Origin of the sequence: Streptomyces sp. NPDC014676, assembly GCF_043084105.1 — a bacterium.
In the GTDB taxonomy this organism is placed as follows: Bacteria; Actinomycetota; Actinomycetes; order Streptomycetales; family Streptomycetaceae; genus Streptomyces.
Genome location: NZ_JBIBZI010000001.1, coordinates 162145 through 178798, shown reverse-complemented (window position 1 = coordinate 178798; position 16654 = coordinate 162145). Strand labels below are relative to the sequence as shown.

The 16654-nt window shown below is 73.6% G+C and carries 18 protein-coding genes and 1 pseudogene; 7 read left to right on the top strand and 12 right to left on the bottom strand.

Annotated features, from left to right (window positions below):
* Positions 1-68 precede the first annotated feature (68 nt).
* A complete protein-coding gene (locus ACF1DX_RS00850) occupies positions 69-506 on the top strand; it encodes a MarR family winged helix-turn-helix transcriptional regulator (RefSeq protein WP_391789113.1) in 438 nt (145 codons plus the stop codon).
* A 161-nt stretch (positions 507-667) separates the two neighbouring features.
* On the opposite strand, the gene ACF1DX_RS00845 is transcribed toward ACF1DX_RS00850, so the two are convergent.
* Together ACF1DX_RS00845 and ACF1DX_RS00840 are read right to left on the bottom strand one after the other, a co-directional pair.
* Entirely contained in the window at positions 668-1273 is a 606-nt protein-coding gene (locus ACF1DX_RS00845) for a class F sortase (protein ID WP_391789112.1), read from the bottom strand.
* A gap of 90 nt (positions 1274-1363) precedes the next feature.
* Positions 1364-2143, bottom strand: a complete 780-nt coding sequence (locus ACF1DX_RS00840) for an HAD-IIA family hydrolase (protein WP_391789111.1) — start codon at positions 2141-2143, stop codon at positions 1364-1366.
* A gap of 310 nt (positions 2144-2453) precedes the next feature.
* On the opposite strand from ACF1DX_RS00840, the gene ACF1DX_RS00835 reads away from it, so the two are divergent.
* A complete protein-coding gene (locus ACF1DX_RS00835; protein WP_391789110.1) occupies positions 2454-3962 on the top strand; it encodes a PQQ-dependent sugar dehydrogenase in 1509 nt (502 codons plus the stop codon).
* A 223-nt stretch (positions 3963-4185) separates the two neighbouring features.
* Here the strand turns inward: ACF1DX_RS00835 and ACF1DX_RS00830 are convergent, their stop codons facing one another.
* Positions 4186-5325 (bottom strand): ROK family protein, encoded by a 1140-nt coding sequence (locus ACF1DX_RS00830; RefSeq protein WP_391789710.1) that lies wholly within the window; start codon positions 5323-5325, stop codon positions 4186-4188.
* A 77-nt stretch (positions 5326-5402) separates the two neighbouring features.
* Here ACF1DX_RS00830 and ACF1DX_RS00825 point away from each other — a divergent pair, with 77 nt between their 5' ends.
* The gene (locus ACF1DX_RS00825) at positions 5403-6470 is read left to right on the top strand and encodes a Gfo/Idh/MocA family oxidoreductase (protein ID WP_391789109.1); all 1068 of its coding nucleotides are present in this window, start codon (positions 5403-5405) and stop codon (positions 6468-6470) included.
* The gene (locus ACF1DX_RS00820) at positions 6467-6976 is read left to right on the top strand and encodes a heme-degrading domain-containing protein (RefSeq protein WP_391789108.1); all 510 of its coding nucleotides are present in this window, start codon (positions 6467-6469) and stop codon (positions 6974-6976) included. Before ACF1DX_RS00825 ends, ACF1DX_RS00820 begins: the two co-directional genes overlap by 4 nt.
* An 81-nt stretch (positions 6977-7057) precedes the next feature.
* Here the strand turns inward: ACF1DX_RS00820 and ACF1DX_RS00815 are convergent.
* The 5 genes and pseudogenes from ACF1DX_RS00815 to ACF1DX_RS00795 all read right to left on the bottom strand — a co-directional run.
* A pseudogene (locus ACF1DX_RS00815) lies at positions 7058-7195 on the bottom strand (trypsin-like serine protease); the annotation flags it as partial.
* Between the two features lie 8 nt (positions 7196-7203).
* Positions 7204-8061, bottom strand: coding sequence for a fumarylacetoacetate hydrolase family protein (locus tag ACF1DX_RS00810; RefSeq protein ID WP_391789107.1), 858 nt, complete (start codon positions 8059-8061; stop codon positions 7204-7206).
* A gap of 147 nt (positions 8062-8208) precedes the next feature.
* On the bottom strand, positions 8209-8925 hold the full coding sequence (locus ACF1DX_RS00805; RefSeq protein ID WP_391789106.1) for a YidC/Oxa1 family membrane protein insertase: 717 nt from the start codon (positions 8923-8925) through the stop codon (positions 8209-8211).
* Positions 8926-9021: 96 nt separating this feature from the next.
* The gene (locus ACF1DX_RS00800) at positions 9022-9351 is read right to left on the bottom strand and encodes a DUF6412 domain-containing protein (RefSeq protein WP_391789105.1); all 330 of its coding nucleotides are present in this window, start codon (positions 9349-9351) and stop codon (positions 9022-9024) included.
* 46 nt (positions 9352-9397) lie between these two features.
* A complete protein-coding gene (locus ACF1DX_RS00795; protein ID WP_391789104.1) occupies positions 9398-9934 on the bottom strand; it encodes a winged helix-turn-helix transcriptional regulator in 537 nt (178 codons plus the stop codon).
* Positions 9935-10077: 143 nt separating this feature from the next.
* Between ACF1DX_RS00795 and ACF1DX_RS00790 the strand changes: the two genes are divergently transcribed.
* On the top strand, positions 10078-11499 hold the full coding sequence (locus ACF1DX_RS00790) for an MFS transporter (protein WP_391789103.1): 1422 nt from the start codon (positions 10078-10080) through the stop codon (positions 11497-11499).
* 130 nt (positions 11500-11629) lie between these two features.
* Positions 11630-12643 (top strand): SEC-C domain-containing protein, encoded by a 1014-nt coding sequence (locus tag ACF1DX_RS00785; protein WP_391789102.1) that lies wholly within the window; start codon positions 11630-11632, stop codon positions 12641-12643.
* A 218-nt stretch (positions 12644-12861) separates the two neighbouring features.
* On the opposite strand, the gene ACF1DX_RS00780 is transcribed toward ACF1DX_RS00785, so the two are convergent.
* Complete coding sequence (locus ACF1DX_RS00780; protein WP_391789101.1) at positions 12862-14118, bottom strand: serine hydrolase domain-containing protein; 1257 nt, start codon at positions 14116-14118, stop codon at positions 12862-12864.
* Positions 14119-14503: 385 nt separating this feature from the next.
* Between ACF1DX_RS00780 and ACF1DX_RS00775 the strand changes: the two genes are divergently transcribed.
* The gene (locus ACF1DX_RS00775) at positions 14504-14962 is read left to right on the top strand and encodes a DUF3592 domain-containing protein (RefSeq protein ID WP_391789100.1); all 459 of its coding nucleotides are present in this window, start codon (positions 14504-14506) and stop codon (positions 14960-14962) included.
* Between the two features lie 25 nt (positions 14963-14987).
* On the opposite strand, the gene ACF1DX_RS00770 is transcribed toward ACF1DX_RS00775, so the two are convergent.
* The 3 genes from ACF1DX_RS00770 to ACF1DX_RS00760 form a co-directional block, all read right to left on the bottom strand.
* Positions 14988-15824 (bottom strand): MBL fold metallo-hydrolase, encoded by an 837-nt coding sequence (locus ACF1DX_RS00770; protein WP_391789099.1) that lies wholly within the window; start codon positions 15822-15824, stop codon positions 14988-14990.
* 96 nt (positions 15825-15920) lie between these two features.
* Complete coding sequence (locus ACF1DX_RS00765; protein ID WP_391789098.1) at positions 15921-16112, bottom strand: hypothetical protein; 192 nt, start codon at positions 16110-16112, stop codon at positions 15921-15923.
* Between the two features lie 58 nt (positions 16113-16170).
* Positions 16171-16617, bottom strand: a complete 447-nt coding sequence (locus ACF1DX_RS00760; protein ID WP_391789097.1) for a MarR family winged helix-turn-helix transcriptional regulator — start codon at positions 16615-16617, stop codon at positions 16171-16173.
* Positions 16618-16654 lie beyond the last annotated feature (37 nt).

Genomic DNA, 16654 nt, shown 5'->3' with positions numbered 1-16654 from the left:
ACGACACCTTTCGATGTGGAGCTGATTGTCAGCGTTACTGACGATCAGCCTAAGCGTAAGATGGCCGCATGTCCACCGAAGCGAGCACCTCCGCCGACCCGCACGACGTCCTGGGGTATCTCCTCAAGCACGCCACCTCGAAGTTCACGGCGCTGACGGACGCGGCGCTCGAACCGCTGGGGATCGACAGCAAGGACTTCGGGGCGTTGCGCGTGCTGGCCCACCGCGAACCGACGTCGCAGCTACAGGTGGCGCAGACGCTCGGCATCGACCGCACCACGATGGTGGCGCTGCTCGACGTGCTCGAACGCAAGGGCGTCGTCACGCGCCGGCCGGATCCGGCGGACCGGCGCAGGAACGTGGTCGAGCTCACCGAGGAGGGGGTGCGCACCTACGACGCCGCGCGGAAGGCGTACGAGGAGACCGAGAGCGCTTTCCTCGCGGCGGTCGGCCCGGACGAGGCCGGGCGGTTCCGCCGCACGTTGCGGGCCCTGCTGGAGGCCTGAGCCGGGCTTCGCGGGTCGCGTACGACAGGGGTCCCGGCGGCCGCTCACCGCCGCTCAGGTCACTTCGAGGAAGCCTGGTCGCGGCAGGGAAGCGGGACCGGCGCGGGTGTTCCTCTCCACCGCCGGCAAAGGAGCGCGGTGGAGGCGGGTGCGTACGGGGCTCAGGGTGCCGTCGTCGTTCCGGTCAGGTACGCCGAGACGAGCACACCGGCCGTGCGGGTGCCGTCGGCGCGGGCGACCAGCCGGAGTTCGGCCCGTCCGGCAGGGCCCGGCCGCTCGTGGACCCGCTGTACGCCGGGCCGTTCGGCGGTGACGGCCCGGACGTCCTCCACGGTGAACTCGGCGGTCGGGGCGTCCGCGCGCTGCACCTGGAGCGTCAGGCCGGGCCGGAGCGTCTCCACGTCCGGGAGCGGGACGGGTACCGTCATCAGCGCGGTGCCGGGTTCGCCCGGCGTCACCCCGTCCACGGACCAGGCGGCCGTGTCCGGCCCCTCGCGTCCGGCGGCCACCGGCAGATGGAGGCCGAGGGCGGGGATGTGGAGGCGCTTCGGCTCCGCGGCGGGCAACGGGCTGTGCGCGGGTGGCAGTCCGCCCCTGGGCGGCCGTCCGGCCGCCGCCATGTCGCCGGTCGCGGTCCCGGACGTCCCGGAGGGCACGCCGGTCCGCTCGCCGCCCCACAGCCACAGCCCGAGCAGCAGCACCACCCAGGCCACACCGGCGAGCAGCCGCCCGGTGCCGGACGGGCAGCGTTCCTCGTCGGAACCCATCGTGCACCTCCAGACATGTGGAGGGTCCCGCGCGGGTCCCGGCGCCGCATCCCCGCGGCCACGGCGACTGCTCCGTACGGGTGAACGACGTCAGATCAGGTCGACGAGGTCCGCGATGGAGTCCACGACCTTGGACGGCCGGTACGGCCAGTTCTCGACCTGCTCGGTCCGGGTCAGCCCGGTGAGCACCAGGAACGTCTGCATCCCGGCCTCGATGCCGGCCAGCACGTCGGTGTCCATCCGGTCGCCGATCATCGCGCTGCTCTCGGAGTGGGCCCCGATGGTGTTGAGCCCCGTGCGCATCATCAGCGGGTTCGGCTTGCCCGCGAAGTAGGGCTGCTTGCCGGTCGCCTTGGTGATGAGCGCGGCCACCGCGCCGGTCGCCGGGAGCGGGCCCTCGGCGGAGGGGCCGGTCTCGTCGGGGTTGGTGCAGATGAAGCGGGCGCCGTCGTTGATCAGGCGGACCGCCTTCGTCATGGCCTCGAAGGAGTAGGTCCGGGTCTCCCCGAGAACCACGTAATCGGGCTCGTGGTCGGTGAGGATGTAGCCGATGTCGTGCAGCGCGGTGGTCAGACCGGCCTCGCCGATGACGTACGCCGAGCCGCTGGGACGCTGGTCGTCCAGGAACTTGGCGGTGGCGAGGGCGGAGGTCCAGATGTTCTCGATCGGCACCTCCAGGCCCATGCGGCGCAGCCGGGCGTGCAGGTCGCGCCCGGTGTAGATCGAGTTGTTGGTGAGGACCAGGAAGGGCTTCCCGGAGTCGCGCAGCTTCTTGATGAAGGCGTCGGCGCCGGGGATCGGTACGCCCTCGTGGATCAGCACCCCGTCCATGTCGGTGAGCCACGATTCGATCGGCTTGCGGTCTGCCATGTGCGGGATCTCCTGCCGTACGCGGTCCTGCGTGCGCCTCAGCCTAAACAGGCCCGGATCTTGAGGGAATGCCGGATACGGCTCGGCTCGCGGGCGAACGGGCGGTTCGGTGGCGGCGGGGCGGGGGCGGTGTTCGCGCCAGGCGGCGCGAAAGTGGCGCAAACACGTGTTGCCGCTGTGTCGTGTGCGTCGCAGCCTGAGGTGGCGGGAGCGCTCCCACGACCTCCTGTGCTCCCACAGCCCCGCTCACCGGCCGTCGACAGCACACGGAAAGAAGGAGATCGTGGCTTGTCATATACATGCCCTTAGGGTGCGGTTCCGTCTGGCGTTCGTTCTGTGCGCGCTGCTCGCGGTGCTGCCGGCCCTCGTCCCGTCCGCCACCGCGGCGACGGAGGAGGAGGGCGCGTCCACCGTCCCCCTGCCCTCGATCGGCGCGACCACCACCCAGGTCGCCTCCGGGCTGAGGCGGCCCACCGCCGTCGTCGCCCCCGACGACGGCACGGACCGGCTGTTCATCACCGAGAAGTCCGGCACCGTCCGCGTCTACCACCCGGACACCGGCCTGGAGCGGACCCCGCTGATCGACATCACCGCGTCCGTCGACGAGTCGGGCAACGAGCGCGGTCTGCTCGGCATCGCACTGCCGTCCGACTTCGCCGACAGCCAGGACCTGTACCTGGCGTACACGGCGCTGCCCGACGGCGCGGTCACCCTCGCCCGCTACCGGCTCGACGACTCCCGTCTGGAGCCCCTGCTCTCCCAGGAGCACGCCGAGTACAGCAACCACAACGGCGGCCAGCTCGCCTTCGGCCCCGACGGCAACCTGTACTGGAGCATCGGCGACGGCGGCGGCTCCGGGGACCCCTTCAAGTCCGGGCAGCGGCTGGACACCCTGCTGGGTAAGATCATGCGGATCGACGTGAGCCGCGCGTGCGCCCCGCTCGCGTACTGCGTCCCCTCCGACAACCCCTTCGTGGACACGCCCGGCGCCCGCGCGGAGATCTGGCTGTACGGGCTGCGCAACCCGTGGCGGTTCTCCTTCGACCGGGCCGACGGCTCGATGTGGATCGGCGACGTCGGCCAGGGCCACTGGGAGGAGATCGACCACCTCGCCCCCGGCGCGGGCGGACTGAACCTCGGCTGGTCCTGCTACGAGGGCCTGGAGAAGTTCACGGACGGGGACTGCGGGCCCGGCGAGGAGTACACCGAGCCGGTCTTCACCTACTCCCCCTACACCGGCGGCTGTTCGGTCATCGGCGGGCACGTGTACCGGGGCCGGCAGTACGCCGGCCTGGTGGGCGGCACGTACATCGCCACCGACTACTGCTCCTCCACGGTCTGGGCGCTGCGGCCCGACGGGCGGGGCGGCTACGAGCAGGCCGAGATCGGCAGGACGCCCACGCAGGTGACGTCGGTCGGCACGACCGTCGACGGGGAGTTCTACATGGTCAACGACCTGCCCGGCGGCCTGCACAAGGTGTCCTTCGCGCGGGAGGAACCCACCTGCCGGGTGGACCGTACGGTGACGGCCTGGGGCACCGGCATGACGGTCGACCTCACCGTCACCAACACCGGCGGCACCCCGGTGAACGGCTGGACCCTGGAGTTCCCGCTGACCCTCGACCAGACGATCGTCTCCGACTGGAACACGAACCTGACCCAGTTGAGCAATGTGGTCAGGGCGTCCGACGCCACGCACAACGCCACGATCGCACCGGGCGCGAGCATCACCCTGGGCTACCTGGCGGAACACGAGGGCGACACGACACCACCGCCGAGGTTCATGCTGAACGGGGACGCCTGCGCGGTGGGCCGCTGACGCGTCACGACCACGCCCGCGCGACTTACGGGCGACCGCACCTGCGTAGCCGCGGGCGATCGCGCCTCCCTCCCCAGGGCCTCAAGGACCTGAGGGCCTCCGCGCGAGCGAAGTCGAGGGCGGGGGAGGCGCCCCGCGAACGCCGGTGAGGGAAACCTCCGCCCGCCGGCGGTACGAAGGCCGCACCGAGCCTGATACCGGAGGGGGCCGAAGCTCCCTCCGGTCAGGCATCCCCCCGCCCGAACAGCGGGGCGAGGAGCAACTGGGCCGCCCCCTCCGCGACCCCCTGCACCCCGCCGGGCGCGACCCGCACCGGCACACCCCCGTCGCCCCCTCCCTCACGCCGGGCCCGCGCGGCGAGAACCGCACCGACCCCCCGTACGAACTCCTCGGGCGCGGCGGCCACGGTGCGCCCCCCGAGGAGCACCAGGTCGATGTCGAGCAGTCCGACGAGGTTCGCCGCCCCCGCCCCCAGCACCCTGGCCGCCTCGGCGAGATCACCACGGGCGACGGCGTCCAGGCACAGCACCTCGACGCACCCGCGGGCCCCGCAGGTGCACGGCCGCCCGTCCAGTTGGACGACCTGGTGCCCGAACTCGCCGGCGCCGGTCCTGGCCCCCCGGTACACGCTCCCGCCGATCACCAACCCGGCCCCCAGCCCCGTACCGAGGTGCAGATAGGCGAAGGAACCCCCCTCGCCGCCGACCGCCAGTCCCAGCGCCGCCGCGTTGGTGTCCTTGTCGACGACCACCGGCACGCCGAGCCGCCGCGCCAGCGCGTCCCGGAGCGGGAAGCCGTCCCATTCGGGGAAACCGGTGACCCGGTGCAGCACGCCCTTCTCGTGGTCGAGCGGTCCGGGCAGCGCGACCCCCACCCCGAGCGGGGCCCGGTCCGTCCCGGCCGCCCCCGGCACCCGGAGCGCCTCGACGACCCCGGCCACCCGGGCCAGTACCGCCTCCTCCCCCGCGCCCAGGTCCAGCGGGGCCCGCCTGCGGTCCACCACCGCACCGTCCAGGTCGACCAGCACCGCCCGCAGCTCGTCCCGGTCCAGGTGGACGCCCACCGCGTGGCCCGCCTCCGGGACCAACCGCAGTACCGTGCGCGGCTTTCCGCCCGTGGACGCCCGGCGCCCCGCCTCGGCCGCGAGCCCGTCCGCCCGCAGCCGGGCCGTGATCTTGCTGACCGCCTGCGGGGTGAGCCCGGTCCGTTCGGCGAGTTCCAGCCGGCTGATCCCCTCCGTCCCCGCGGTCCGCAGCAGGTCGAGCACGAGCGCGGTGTTGTGGCTGCGCAGGGCGAGCAGGTTCGCTCCCAGCGGGGCCCCGTGCGCGCCGTACGCACCGTGCGCTCCGTACGCCCCGCCGATGCCGTCGTTCGTCCTCTTCACCCGCCCATTCTCTCCGCTGCTTGCACTTTGGCAACAGCGTTGCGAAAGTAGGGGGCATGACTGGCACCCCTCTCCGCGTCGGCCTCGTCGGCTACGGCCTCGCGGGCTCCGTGTTCCACGCCCCGCTGATCGCCGCGACCGAGGGCCTCGCGCTCGACACGGTGGTCACCTCGAACCCCGAGCGGCAGCGGCAGGCCCGCGCCGAGTTCCCGGACGTACGCGTCGCCGCGGCCCCGGACGAGCTGTTCGCCCGCGCCGGCGAACTGGACCTGGTCGTCATCGCGTCCCCGAACAAGACGCACGTCCCGCTCGCCACGGCCGCCCTCAAGGCCGGTCTGCCGGTCGTCGTCGACAAGCCGCTCTCCGGCACGGCGGCCGAGGCGCGCGGGCTGGCGGACCTCGCCGAGGAGCGCGGCCTGCTCCTGTCCGTCTTCCAGAACCGCCGCTGGGACAACGACTTCCTCACCCTGCGCAAGCTGATCGACGACGGCGAGCTCGGCGACGTGTACCGCTTCGAGTCCCGCTTCGAGCGCTGGCGCCCGCAGCTCAAGGGCGGCTGGCGGGAGTCCGGCGACCCCGCAGAGATCGGAGGTCTGCTCTACGACCTCGGCAGCCATGTCGTCGACCAGGCGCTGGTCCTCTTCGGCCCGGTGACCACCGTCCACGCCGAGGCGGACGTCCGGCGCGAGGGGGCGCGGACCGACGACGACACGTTCATCGCGCTGACGCACGCGAACGGCGTCCGCTCCCACCTCTACGTCTCGGCGACCACGGCCCAGCTCGGCCCCCGCTTCCGCGTCCTGGGCTCGAAGGCCGGCTACGTCAAGCACGGCCTCGACCCCCAGGAGGCCGCCCTGCGCGACGGCCTGCGCCCCGGTGCCGGCTGGGGCCTGGAACCCGAGGAGCTGTGGGGCCGCATCGGCGCCGGCGAGTCCCCGGTGACCGGCGGCGGCAGCCCCGTACCGACCCTCCCGGGCGACTACCCCGCCTACTACGCGGCCGTGGCGGAGGCCCTGCTGGCCGGCGCCCCCAACCCGGTGACCGCGCGGGAGGCGGCCGCCGCCCTGGACGTACTGGAGGCCGCGCGGCGCTCGGCCCTGGAGAAGGTGACGGTGACGCTGTGACCACCCCGAAGCAGTCCCCGGAACTCACCCCGAGCGTGGAGGAGCTGGAGGCGCAGGAACGCCGCCTGGTCTTCGAGCGGTTCACGTACGACGACGCGTGGGCGCTCGGCTCCCTGCTGGTGGAGATGGCGCGCGAGCGCCAGGCCCCGGTCGCCATCGACATCCACCGCGCGGGCCAGCAGCTCTTCCACGCCGCCCTGCCCGGCTCCGCCCCCGACAACGACGCCTGGATCGCCCGCAAGCGCCGGGTGGTCGAGCGCTACGGCTCCGCGTCCTACCTGGTGGGCGCCCGCCACCGCGCCAAGGGCACGACGTTCGAGGCGTCCTCCCGCCTGGACCCCGACACCTACGCGGCCCACGGCGGCTCCTTCCCCCTCACGGTGGAGGGCGTGGGCGTCATCGGCGCGGTGACGGTCTCGGGCCTTCCCCAGCTCCGGGACCACGAACTGGTGGTGGAGGCCCTGGAGCGGTTCCTGGCCGACCGCGGGTCCGCCGCGTCGGGCTGAGGCCCGCCCTGCCGTGAAGGGCCCTCGCCGCGACGCGGCGAGGGCCCGGTCCCGGTGTCCGCCCGGGACGGGGACGGCTCGGACGCCGGCGACCGGCTGGATCCAGGAGCGGTACGCCGTCACGTCGGTGTACGCCGTGGTCGCCCGGCGGTCGCCGGCGGAGGCGACGCCCGCCCGGACGCCGTTCGCCGTCATCGGGCCGCCGGAGTCGCCGCCCCGGCGAAGCGCTACGCGTCCTTCAGCTCCTGCCGCTGCCGCCCGAGTCCGGTGATCTCCAGCTCGACCACGTCCCCCGCCCGCAGATACGGCTTCGGCTCGGGCCGCCCCATCGCCACCCCCGCCGGCGTCCCGGTGTTGATGACGTCGCCGGGATACAGCGTCATGAACCGGCTGACGTACCGCACGACCTCCCCCACCGGGAAGATCTGCTCGGCGGTCGTCCCGTCCTGCTTCAGCTCCCCGTTGACCCACAGGCGCAGCGACAGGTCCTGCGGATCGCCGACCTCGTCCGCCGTCACCAGCCACGGTCCCAGCGGGTTGAACGTCTCGCAGTTCTTCCCCTTGTCCCAGGTCCCGCCCCGCTCGATCTGGAACTCCCGCTCGGAGACGTCGTGCGCGACGGCGTACCCGGCGACGTGCGCGAGTCCTTCCTCCGCCGTCTCCAGGTACCGGGCCGTACGCCCGATCACGACCGCCAGTTCGACCTCCCAGTCGGTCTTCACCGACCCGCGCGGCACCAGCACCGTGTCGTCGGGCCCGACGACCGTGTCCGCCGCCTTGAAGAAGATCACCGGCTCGGCGGGCGGCTCGGCCCCCGTCTCGCGGGCGTGGTCGTGGTAGTTCAGCCCGATGCAGACGATCTTCCCGATCCTCGCCACCGGCGGCCCGACCCGCAGTCCCTCCCCGTCCAGCGCGGGCAGCTCCCCGCTGTCGGCGGCGGCCCGGATCCGGCCGAGCGCGGCCTCGTCGGCGAGCAGCGTCCCGTCGATGTCGGCGACGAGACCCGACAGGTCCCGCAGGACCCCCTCGTCGTCGAGCAGCGCGGGCCGCTCCCGTCCCGCCGTACCGACTCGCAGCAGCTTCATGATTCCCGTCTCCCTCGATCGCGGGCCCGTCCGACGGGCGCGGCCCGGTTGCGGCGGGGCGCAGCCATCGGAGGACTGGTCGATCCTCCAAGCCCGCGCTCCCCTCCGCAAGACCCGGTTCACGTACTGGACCGCGCCCGCCCCGCGCTAGCGGTACAGCACGGACCGCTCCACCACGCTCCACGTCGTGCTGGTCACCATGTACAGCGCGGCCGCCAGCGGCATGACGGCGACGGTGACGAGCGTGAGGAAGGACATGAACGGCATCACCCGGGTCACCGCCCCCAGTCCCGGCACCTGCTCCCCCTCACCGGCCGCGGGCACCGCGGGGTTGGCTGCCATCATCCGCCGGGACAGCCGGTACCCGAACCAGGCGACCACGGTGACGACCGCGAACAGCCCGACGTACACGAGTCCGGGCCCGCCGAACACCCCGCCGTTCCCGAGCGCGTCCGCCCACCGGTCGCCGAGCGGCGCCTCGAACAGCCGGTGTCCGAGCAGTTCGTTGGCCCGTCCGCCGATCGTCTCGCTGGAGAAGAGGTGGTACAGCAGGAAGAACGCGGGCAGTTGGAGCAGGCCGGGCAGGCACCCGGACAGCGGTGACACCTTCTCCCGCGCGTGCAGTTCCATCACGGCCCGTTGCAGCTTCTCGGGGTCGCGGCGGTGCTTGCGCCGCAGCTCGGCGATGCGCGGCTGGAGCGCCGCCCGCGCCTTCTGTCCCCGCGCGGCGGCCCGGGACAGGGGGTGGACGAGGAGTCGTACGAAGGCGGTGAACAGGACGATCGCGGCGGCCGCCGCGAAGGCGCCGAACAGCGGCTGGAGCAGGTCGGCCAGGTGCTCGACCAGGCTGGCGAAGACGGACATGGGTGAGCCCTCCGGGGGGTCTCGTCGTGCCGGAAGTACGGAAAAGGCGGCATGACGACCCGCGGCGGGGCGTGGTGAACGTACGGAAGGAGTGCCCTACGCAGCGGTCGCCGTGAGGGCGTGTCCCGGTGCCCGGGGTCTGGTGCGCCCCTTGGCGTCGGGGTCGCGCTGGGGCAGGAAGGCCGTACGCCGGTCACGGTCGCGTATCGCCGTGCGCACCCGCGTGGGCGCCACGGCGGGCGCGCAGCGGGCGGCGAGGAGCACGCAGACGGTGAGCGCGGCACCGGCCGCGGCGGTCGCGGCGAGCGCGACGTCGGCCAGGGAGAGCCCGCCGGCGGCCGGCAGGAGGAACAGGAGCAGGACGGCCTGGAGCAGCGGCAGGAGCACGGCGAAGGCGGACCGCGCGGTCGCCCGATGACGGATCACTCGCCGCCCCCTCCTTCTCGTCCCCTCGCCCCTGCCCGTACCGGAGTCATACCGGATCGACCTCGACGGGCTGGAGCAGCCGCTTCGGCTTGAGCAGCGCCCGGCTGACCGGATCCGCCGGGTCCAAATTGAGTCCGGGCCCCGGCAGTACCTCAACGTCCGGCACGGGCACGATGGTTCCGCAGGCCGCGCATTCGCCGTACGGGCCGAGCTCGGTGCCGCAGCCGGCGTGCCGGAAGACGCGGAGTTGGACCCGCGTGATGTGTTCGCGCCCCCACAGGCCGAGCGCCCGCACGGTGGGCCACAGCGCGATCCCGCGGTCGGTGAGGACGTACTCGTCCCGGGGCGGCGACTCCTGGTACCGGCGCTTCTCCAGGATCCCCTGCTCGGTCAGCGCCCGGAGGCGGGCGGCGAGCACCGCGCGCGGGATGCCGAGGTGGACGAGGAAGTCGTTGTAGCGCCGCACGCCGTAGAAGGCGTCGCGGATCACGAGCAGGGTCCAGCGTTCCCCGATGACCTCGAGGGCGCTCGCGATCGAGCACTCCTGTGCCGCGTAGTCCTTGCCCAGTGCCATGCCGTCCACTGTAACCACTTTCCCCGCTATTGGTTCAATGACCGAACTCACGGTGCTACGGTGAGCCGTCCACTTAGGTTCAATGAACGAACCCACTCGACCCGGAAGCCCTCGTCCCGGCGAGCCGATCCCGCAGAGGACCCCTGACCGACATGACCGGCACCGACCCCTCCCCCGCGACCGCGGAAACCACCGCCCTCACCGCCGTACGGCCGAAAGCGGCCCCCCGCCGGGACCCGTCCGTCCCGCGCCCCGGCGCCACCCTCGCGCTGACCAGCGTCGCCACCGCCGTGGCGCTGATGACGTACACCGCGCCGATCATCACGCTCCCCGACACCGCGGCCGCCCTGCACACCCCGCTGTCCGCCCAGGCCTGGCTGCTCAACGGCACCCCGCTGGGCCTCGCCGCCCTGCTCCTGGTCGCCGGCAGCCTCGCCGACGACTACGGCCGCCGCCGGATCTTCGTCTCCGGCACGCTCGCCCTCGGCATCACCACGGCGCTCGGCGCCCTCGCCACCACCACCTGGCTGTTCACCCTGGCCCGCGTCGCCCAGGGCGCGGCCAGCGCGGCCCTCCTGGCCAGCAGCCTCGGCCTGATCGTGCACGCCTTCCCGACACCGGCCGGCCGGGTGCGGGCGACGGGGGTGTGGGGCGCGTTCGTCACCGGCGGCACCGCGGTGGGCCCGCTGCTCGCCGCGGGGATACCCGACTGGCGCGCGGTGTACGGCGTCCTCGGCGCCGCCGCGCTGATCGCCGCCGTCCTCGGCACGCGCGCCCTCACCGAGTCCCGCTCCCCGCGCGGCGGACGTCCGGACTTCGCCGGGGCCGTCGCCTTCGGCCTGGCCCTCGTCTCCCTGGTCGCGGCCCTCACCCTGGGCCGGGACGGCTGGCTGCGCGCACCGGTGTGGCTGCTGCTCGCGGCGACCGTCGTGCTCCTGGCCGCGTTCGCCCTGGTGGAGCGCCGGACGGCCACCCCCATGATCGACCTGTCCCTGCTGCGCCGCCCCGGCTTCCTGGCCTCCTCCGTCGGCGGCCTGTTCACGGGCCTGTCCGTGATCGGCCTGTTCAGCTTCCTGCCCGCGGTGCTCCAGCGCAGCCTCGGCATGTCCGCGATGGACACGGCCTGGCTGACCCTGCTGTGGGCGGGCCTCGCCTTCGTCGTCGCCTTGCAGGCCCGCCGCCTGGCCGGCCGCGTCCCCACCCGCGTCCAGCTGGCGATCGCCTTCGTCCTCCACGCGGTCGGCGTCCTGACGATGCTGGGCGCGGTCGGCGCGGGCTCCACGGCCCGCTTCGTCCCGGGCATGATCATCGCCGGGGTCGGCAGCGGCCTGCTCAACGCGGCGCTCCCGCTGCTCGCCGTCGCGTCGGTCCCGCCGGCCCGGGCCGCGATGGGCTCCGGCGCCCAGCAGACCTTCCGGTACATCGGCTCCTGCGCCGGCGTCTCCCTGACCATCGCCGTCGCGACCTCGTCGAGCGGCGGTCCGGCCCGGGGCACGGACATCGCGATGGCCGTCTCGGCGGTCCTGGCGCTGGTGGCGGCGGTGGCGGTCGTGGGCCTGCGGGAACGGGAGTGACGGAACGGAGGGGCGTTCCCGGCCGCACCCGTTCCGGCCACTCCCCCTTGACGCCGGCTTCGGGCCCCGGGGCGCCCCACGGCCGGTGGCCGTCTCACCTTTGTCACCCACCGGCAGTACGGTGTCCCCCATGCGCCCCGACACGCCTGCCGAAAACGTCGACCACACCACCGAAGCCGCCCGCCTGGAGCGGACCGCCGACCGCTACCCCGAGGACGCCGAGGCCCTGCTGCTGCGGGCCGCCGCCCACCGCGAGCTCTCCGGCGACCGCCCCGCCGCGACCGCCCTCTACGACCGCCTGCTGGCCTCCTCCCAGGAGCTGGACGATCCGTACCTGGTACGGGCCCTCAAGGCGTCGAACCTCTGGGAGTACGGCCACGAGGCGGAGGCCCGCGCGATCATCACCGGCATCCGCACCGCGGCCCCGCGCGACGCGGCCCCCTGGGTGATCGTCGCGGAGTCCCTGGAGGCGCACGACGAGCTGGAACAGGCGCACGAGACGTTCACGGAGGCGGTACGCCTCCTCCTGACCGGTGTCGAGAAGCCCCCGCGCGCCACCCACCCGCTCCTCTTCGGCCGCCACCGCGTGCGCAGGATGCTCGGCGCGGCGCACGACGAGTGGGACGCGCTCGCGGACACCGTCCACACCCTCCCGATCACCCTGGACGAGCTCCACGACCCCAAGCGGGTGTGGTCGCTCGGCTCGGAGAACCCGGTGGAGCTGGAGGCGGAGATCGTCCGCCTGCGCGCGGAACTGGGCGCGTACCGGGAGGCGCTGTCCCGCCCGTTCCCGGTGGCGGTGCTGCACTGGCCGGCCGGTGAGCTGGCGGAACTGCTGTCGGCGTACCCGACGCTGGCGGAGGAGTACCCGTCGCACGAGGAGCACCTGGCCTCGATAGAGGCGGCCCTGCGCGAACTGGCCGCGTCCGGCACCCCGAACCTGGGCGTCGTGACGGGCACGGTCCCCTCGTACGAGGCCTTCGCCGCCTCGGAGCTCGCCTCCCCCACCGACCCGGCCCTCCTCCCGCAGTACGCCACGATCCTGGCGGCCCGGGGCCGGGCGGTGGCGTGGCCCCCGGAGCGGCCGGCGGCGTGCTGGTGCGGCTCGGGACGGGCGTACGGGGAGTGCCACGGCGCGGATTAGCCGGGGCACTCCCCGGCCGTCTCCCGGCTCGTCGACACCCTCGCCGCCGGCGGGACACGGGCCCTGACCGCCCTCCGTGCCGCGGTACGCGAATCGCCGGAGGCGAGCCCGCGACGTCCGAAAACCGGTCGAGTGGACCTGTTGTGGGCCCACGCTCCCGACCACGCGACTCCTGTCGAAGAGATCAAGCGGTGTCTTCTACGGGTGTGCGCCCCTGGTCACCCGCGCTTCCGGTCTCCGCACACCGCCCGGTCCAGCAGGCGGACCGCGGCCTCCGTCTGCTCGAGGAAGCGCTTCTCGTCACCGAAGCGCGTGGTGAAGACAGCGGCCGCGGCCGACACCCGGCCGTCGGGCGTGACGGCGGTCTCGGAGGCGGTGCCGAAGGACGTGCCGCCGTGGTACCAGATCCCGCCCCCGCAGCCCTCGGCCGGGCGCCAGGCGAGGCCGAGCCCGTAGCGGGCCCTGCCGTCGGTGGCGTAGCCGGGCGCCGGGACGGTGGTGCGCATCTGCTCCAGCTGCTCCGGCGGCAGCAGCCGGCCGCCCATCAGGGCGCGCAGGAAGGTGTTCATGTCGCGGGTGGTGCTGATGATGCCGCCGTCCGCGCCGCCGCCCACGGCCAGCGTGGTGTCGGTGAGGTCGTCCCGGCCGGGGAACTGCGTGTACCCGGCGGCCGTCGGCATCGGCACGTACGGCGAGGTGCCCGGTATCAGCGTGTGGCGCAGCCTCAGCGGCTCGATGATCCGGTCGTGCACCTCCTGCGCCCAGGTGTTGCCGGTGGCCTTCTCGATGATCATCCCGAGCAGCACGTAATTGGTGTTGGAGTACGCCCACTGTGTCTCGGCGCCCGGATCGTCCGCGTCCGGCAGCCAGCCGGGGGCGCGCTTCATCGCCAGGGCGACCTGCTCCTCGGGGGTCTGCGAGCGGAACCGCTGTGCGTGGAAGCGCTCGGGCGTCAGCTCCGCCGGGTCCTCGAAGGCGACGTCCGTGTAATTGGCCAGGCCGCTGGTGTGCTGGAGCAGGTTGCGCAGGGTGATGCGGCTGCCGTCGTTGCCGTTGCCGGCGACCACCCCGGGCAGCCACTGCTCGACGGTGTCGTCCAGGCTCAGCGTGCCCTCGCCGACGAGCTGGAGCGCGGCCACGGCCGTGAAGGTCTTGGTGTCGCTGCCGATGCGGTAGTAGGCGTCGAAGGGCACCCGGCCCCCGTCCTTCAGGCTCGCGGTGCCGGACCGGGCCTGCGTCTCGCGCCCGGCCGAGTCCCGGGCGAGCACCGTCAGCCCGGTGGCTCCCGTGTCCCGTACCGCGTCCGCGTCCCGCTGCAGCCGCGACCATGCGTCCCCGCCGCCGGCGCCCATGGCCTCGGCCGTGGTGCCCGGCCCGAGAAGCGATGTGGTCCCGATCACGGCGAACCCGGCCACGGCCAGCCCCGCCCGCCACCGTCCGGACCGGCCCCACCGCGCACTCTTCGTCATCTCCATGGCCAGAACGCTACGGAGGGCCGGCCCCGCGGACCATCCGGCTGGCTCCCCGGACGGGGGTGGTGCTGACACCCCTACCACCCGGCGGCCACCGCCCTCCTCGCCGCACCCCCTGCTGATCGTGCCGGCGAGAAGCAGCAACGCGTGATGGTGAGTATCGCCTCGCGTCCTACGCCCGCCAGGCCCCCCCACAGGAAACCGATGTCATGAAACGGCACAGTCAGCCGTACACGCCGGACCCGCCGGACCGGTGGGCACCGGCCCGGCACCGGCGGCCTCGTCCGGCGTCCCCCTCCCGCCGGAGCGCCCGGAGAGCACCACGGGAACCGCCGCACGACCGCATTCGTCTCCGTGAAGACCTGAAGTCGGCCCCGGGGGAGGCCACATGGACCAGCCGTGGCTCACGATCATGCTCATCATGGCCGCCGGCGCGCTGGCCCTGGGCGTCGCGATCCTGCGCGACGCCCTGCGGCAGCGCCGGGCCCTGCACCGCCTCGGCGTCCGGGGCGTCCGCACCCACGGTGAGGTCGCCCGCGGCGCCCGCCGCGAGGGCCCGGTCGTCCACCCCCCTCAGGTCCGCTACCAGGCCCCGCCCGTGAACAACCTCGACGCCCCGCCCACCCAGACCTACCGCCGCACCCCCCTCAACCACGAGTCCCACCCCCTCCACGCCGGCGTCCCGGTCGTGCTCCGCTACGACCCGAGGGACCCGCGCAGGGTGGTGGTCGTCCACACCAAGGACGGACGGCCGGGGAAGGTGTCGTACTCGGCGACCGCCAACATGACCTGGGGGATCTTCTTCGTGCTGTTCGGGATGGGCATGGGGGTGGCAGCGTTCCTCTAGCGACGGCGACCGAGGGGGCGTGCGGTCAGGCCACCGCCCGGTCGCCGACGGTCACCCGCTCACCCGGGGCGCACCGCACCAGACGCGCCCCGTGGCCCCGGCGCCCCGCCTCCGCGAGGAAGTCCTCCAGCGGGGAACGGAAGACCGTGTAGTCGCTGTGGTGCACGGGCAGCGCGCGTCGCGGGCGCAGCAGGTCGAGCAGGTCGGCGCCCTGCCCGGCGTCCATGGTGACCACCAGACCCCCGGGCAGGGTCGTACCGCCGAGGTGCAGGACCGCCAGGTGGATGTCCGGGTACCGCACGGCGATCTCGCGCAGCCCGTCGTACATCAGGGTGTCGCCGGACAGGTAGAGAACCAGCCGGACCTCCCCCGAACGGTCGCCGAACTCCAGCAGGCTGCCCATCACGGGCGGCAGCAGGACCCGCAGCGGGCCGGGCGCGTGGCGGCCGGGCAGCGAGGTGACGCGCACGGAGGAGTCCCCGTGCCGCAGGGTGCGGCTCTGCCAGGTGCGCAGCCCGGTGGCGCGGCGGAACCCGTACAGCCCCTTCAGCAGGCGGGCACCGTGCGGGGTGGTGACGAACGGCAGGCCCCGGTCCAGCCCGCGCCGGGCCACCCGGTCGAAGTGGTCGCCGTGCAGGTGCGAGAGCACGACCGCGTCCAGGTCCTCGTGAGGGAGCTCCGCCACGCCGACGGCGGGCTCGGTCAGCCGGCGCGAGCGGAGCCCGTAGCCGAGGTGGGCGAACTGCCCGCGGTGCAGGAAGTTCGGATCGGTCAGCAGCGTCAGCTCTCCGTAGCGGATCAGCAGGGTGGCGTTGCCGATGAAGAGGATCTCCGCGGTGCCCTCGGGCGGATGCTGCCGCACGGCCGGCTCCCTCCGTCGTTCACGGGTCCCGTGGGGGCCGGGTGAGCGGTGGGGGCGGTTCTACACCTCCCGGGGCGTGCGGTCCTCCGGGCCCGGTCAGTCGCCCGCGCGCAGCACCAGCCGCACGATCCCCTTGACCCCTCGCCAGAGCCAGCCGAACAGCCCTGCCGCCGAAGCGAGGTCAGCGGCATCCGCGGCGGGCTCCGTCCAGTCCCTCCCCGAGCGGCACCGGGAGCAGGAACGGGGCCAACTGCGCTTGCGCGCACCGCACTTCTTGCACATCGCCATGCCCTCATTCTCCCCTGCCGCCGCACCCCCTCCCGCAACGTGGCCGGCCTCGCGCCCCTCAGCCCGGCTGTCCGTGGGAGCCCGCCTCGAGGGCCGCGCGCAGGGTGGCCAGGGTCGAGGCGACGCGGGCCAGGTCGTCAGGGGGCACCGCCCCGGTCAGCGAGGCGAGTGCGCTCTCGACGACGGGGCGGGAAGCGGCCAACTGCTCCTCGCCCTCGGGTGTGAGGCGGAGGACGGACGAGCGGCGGTCCCGGGGGTGCGCGACCCGCAGGCACCAGCCCGCGGCCACCAGCCGGTCGACCGCCTTGCTGACGGCCCCCACGGTGATCGCCAGCTCGCCGACGAGGTCGAGCACGCGACACCCCGGCACGCGGTCGATGACCTCCAGGAACTCGAACTGCCCGAGCCCCAGGCCCCGTTCGGCGCGCAGCCGGGCGTTCACCGCGTTGTAGAGCCGGGTCTCGACACGGACGAGATCGACGAAGGCAGAAGTGACGTGGCTCATACCAACCTCCAATGGATTCCTGGGAATCATCTTCCTC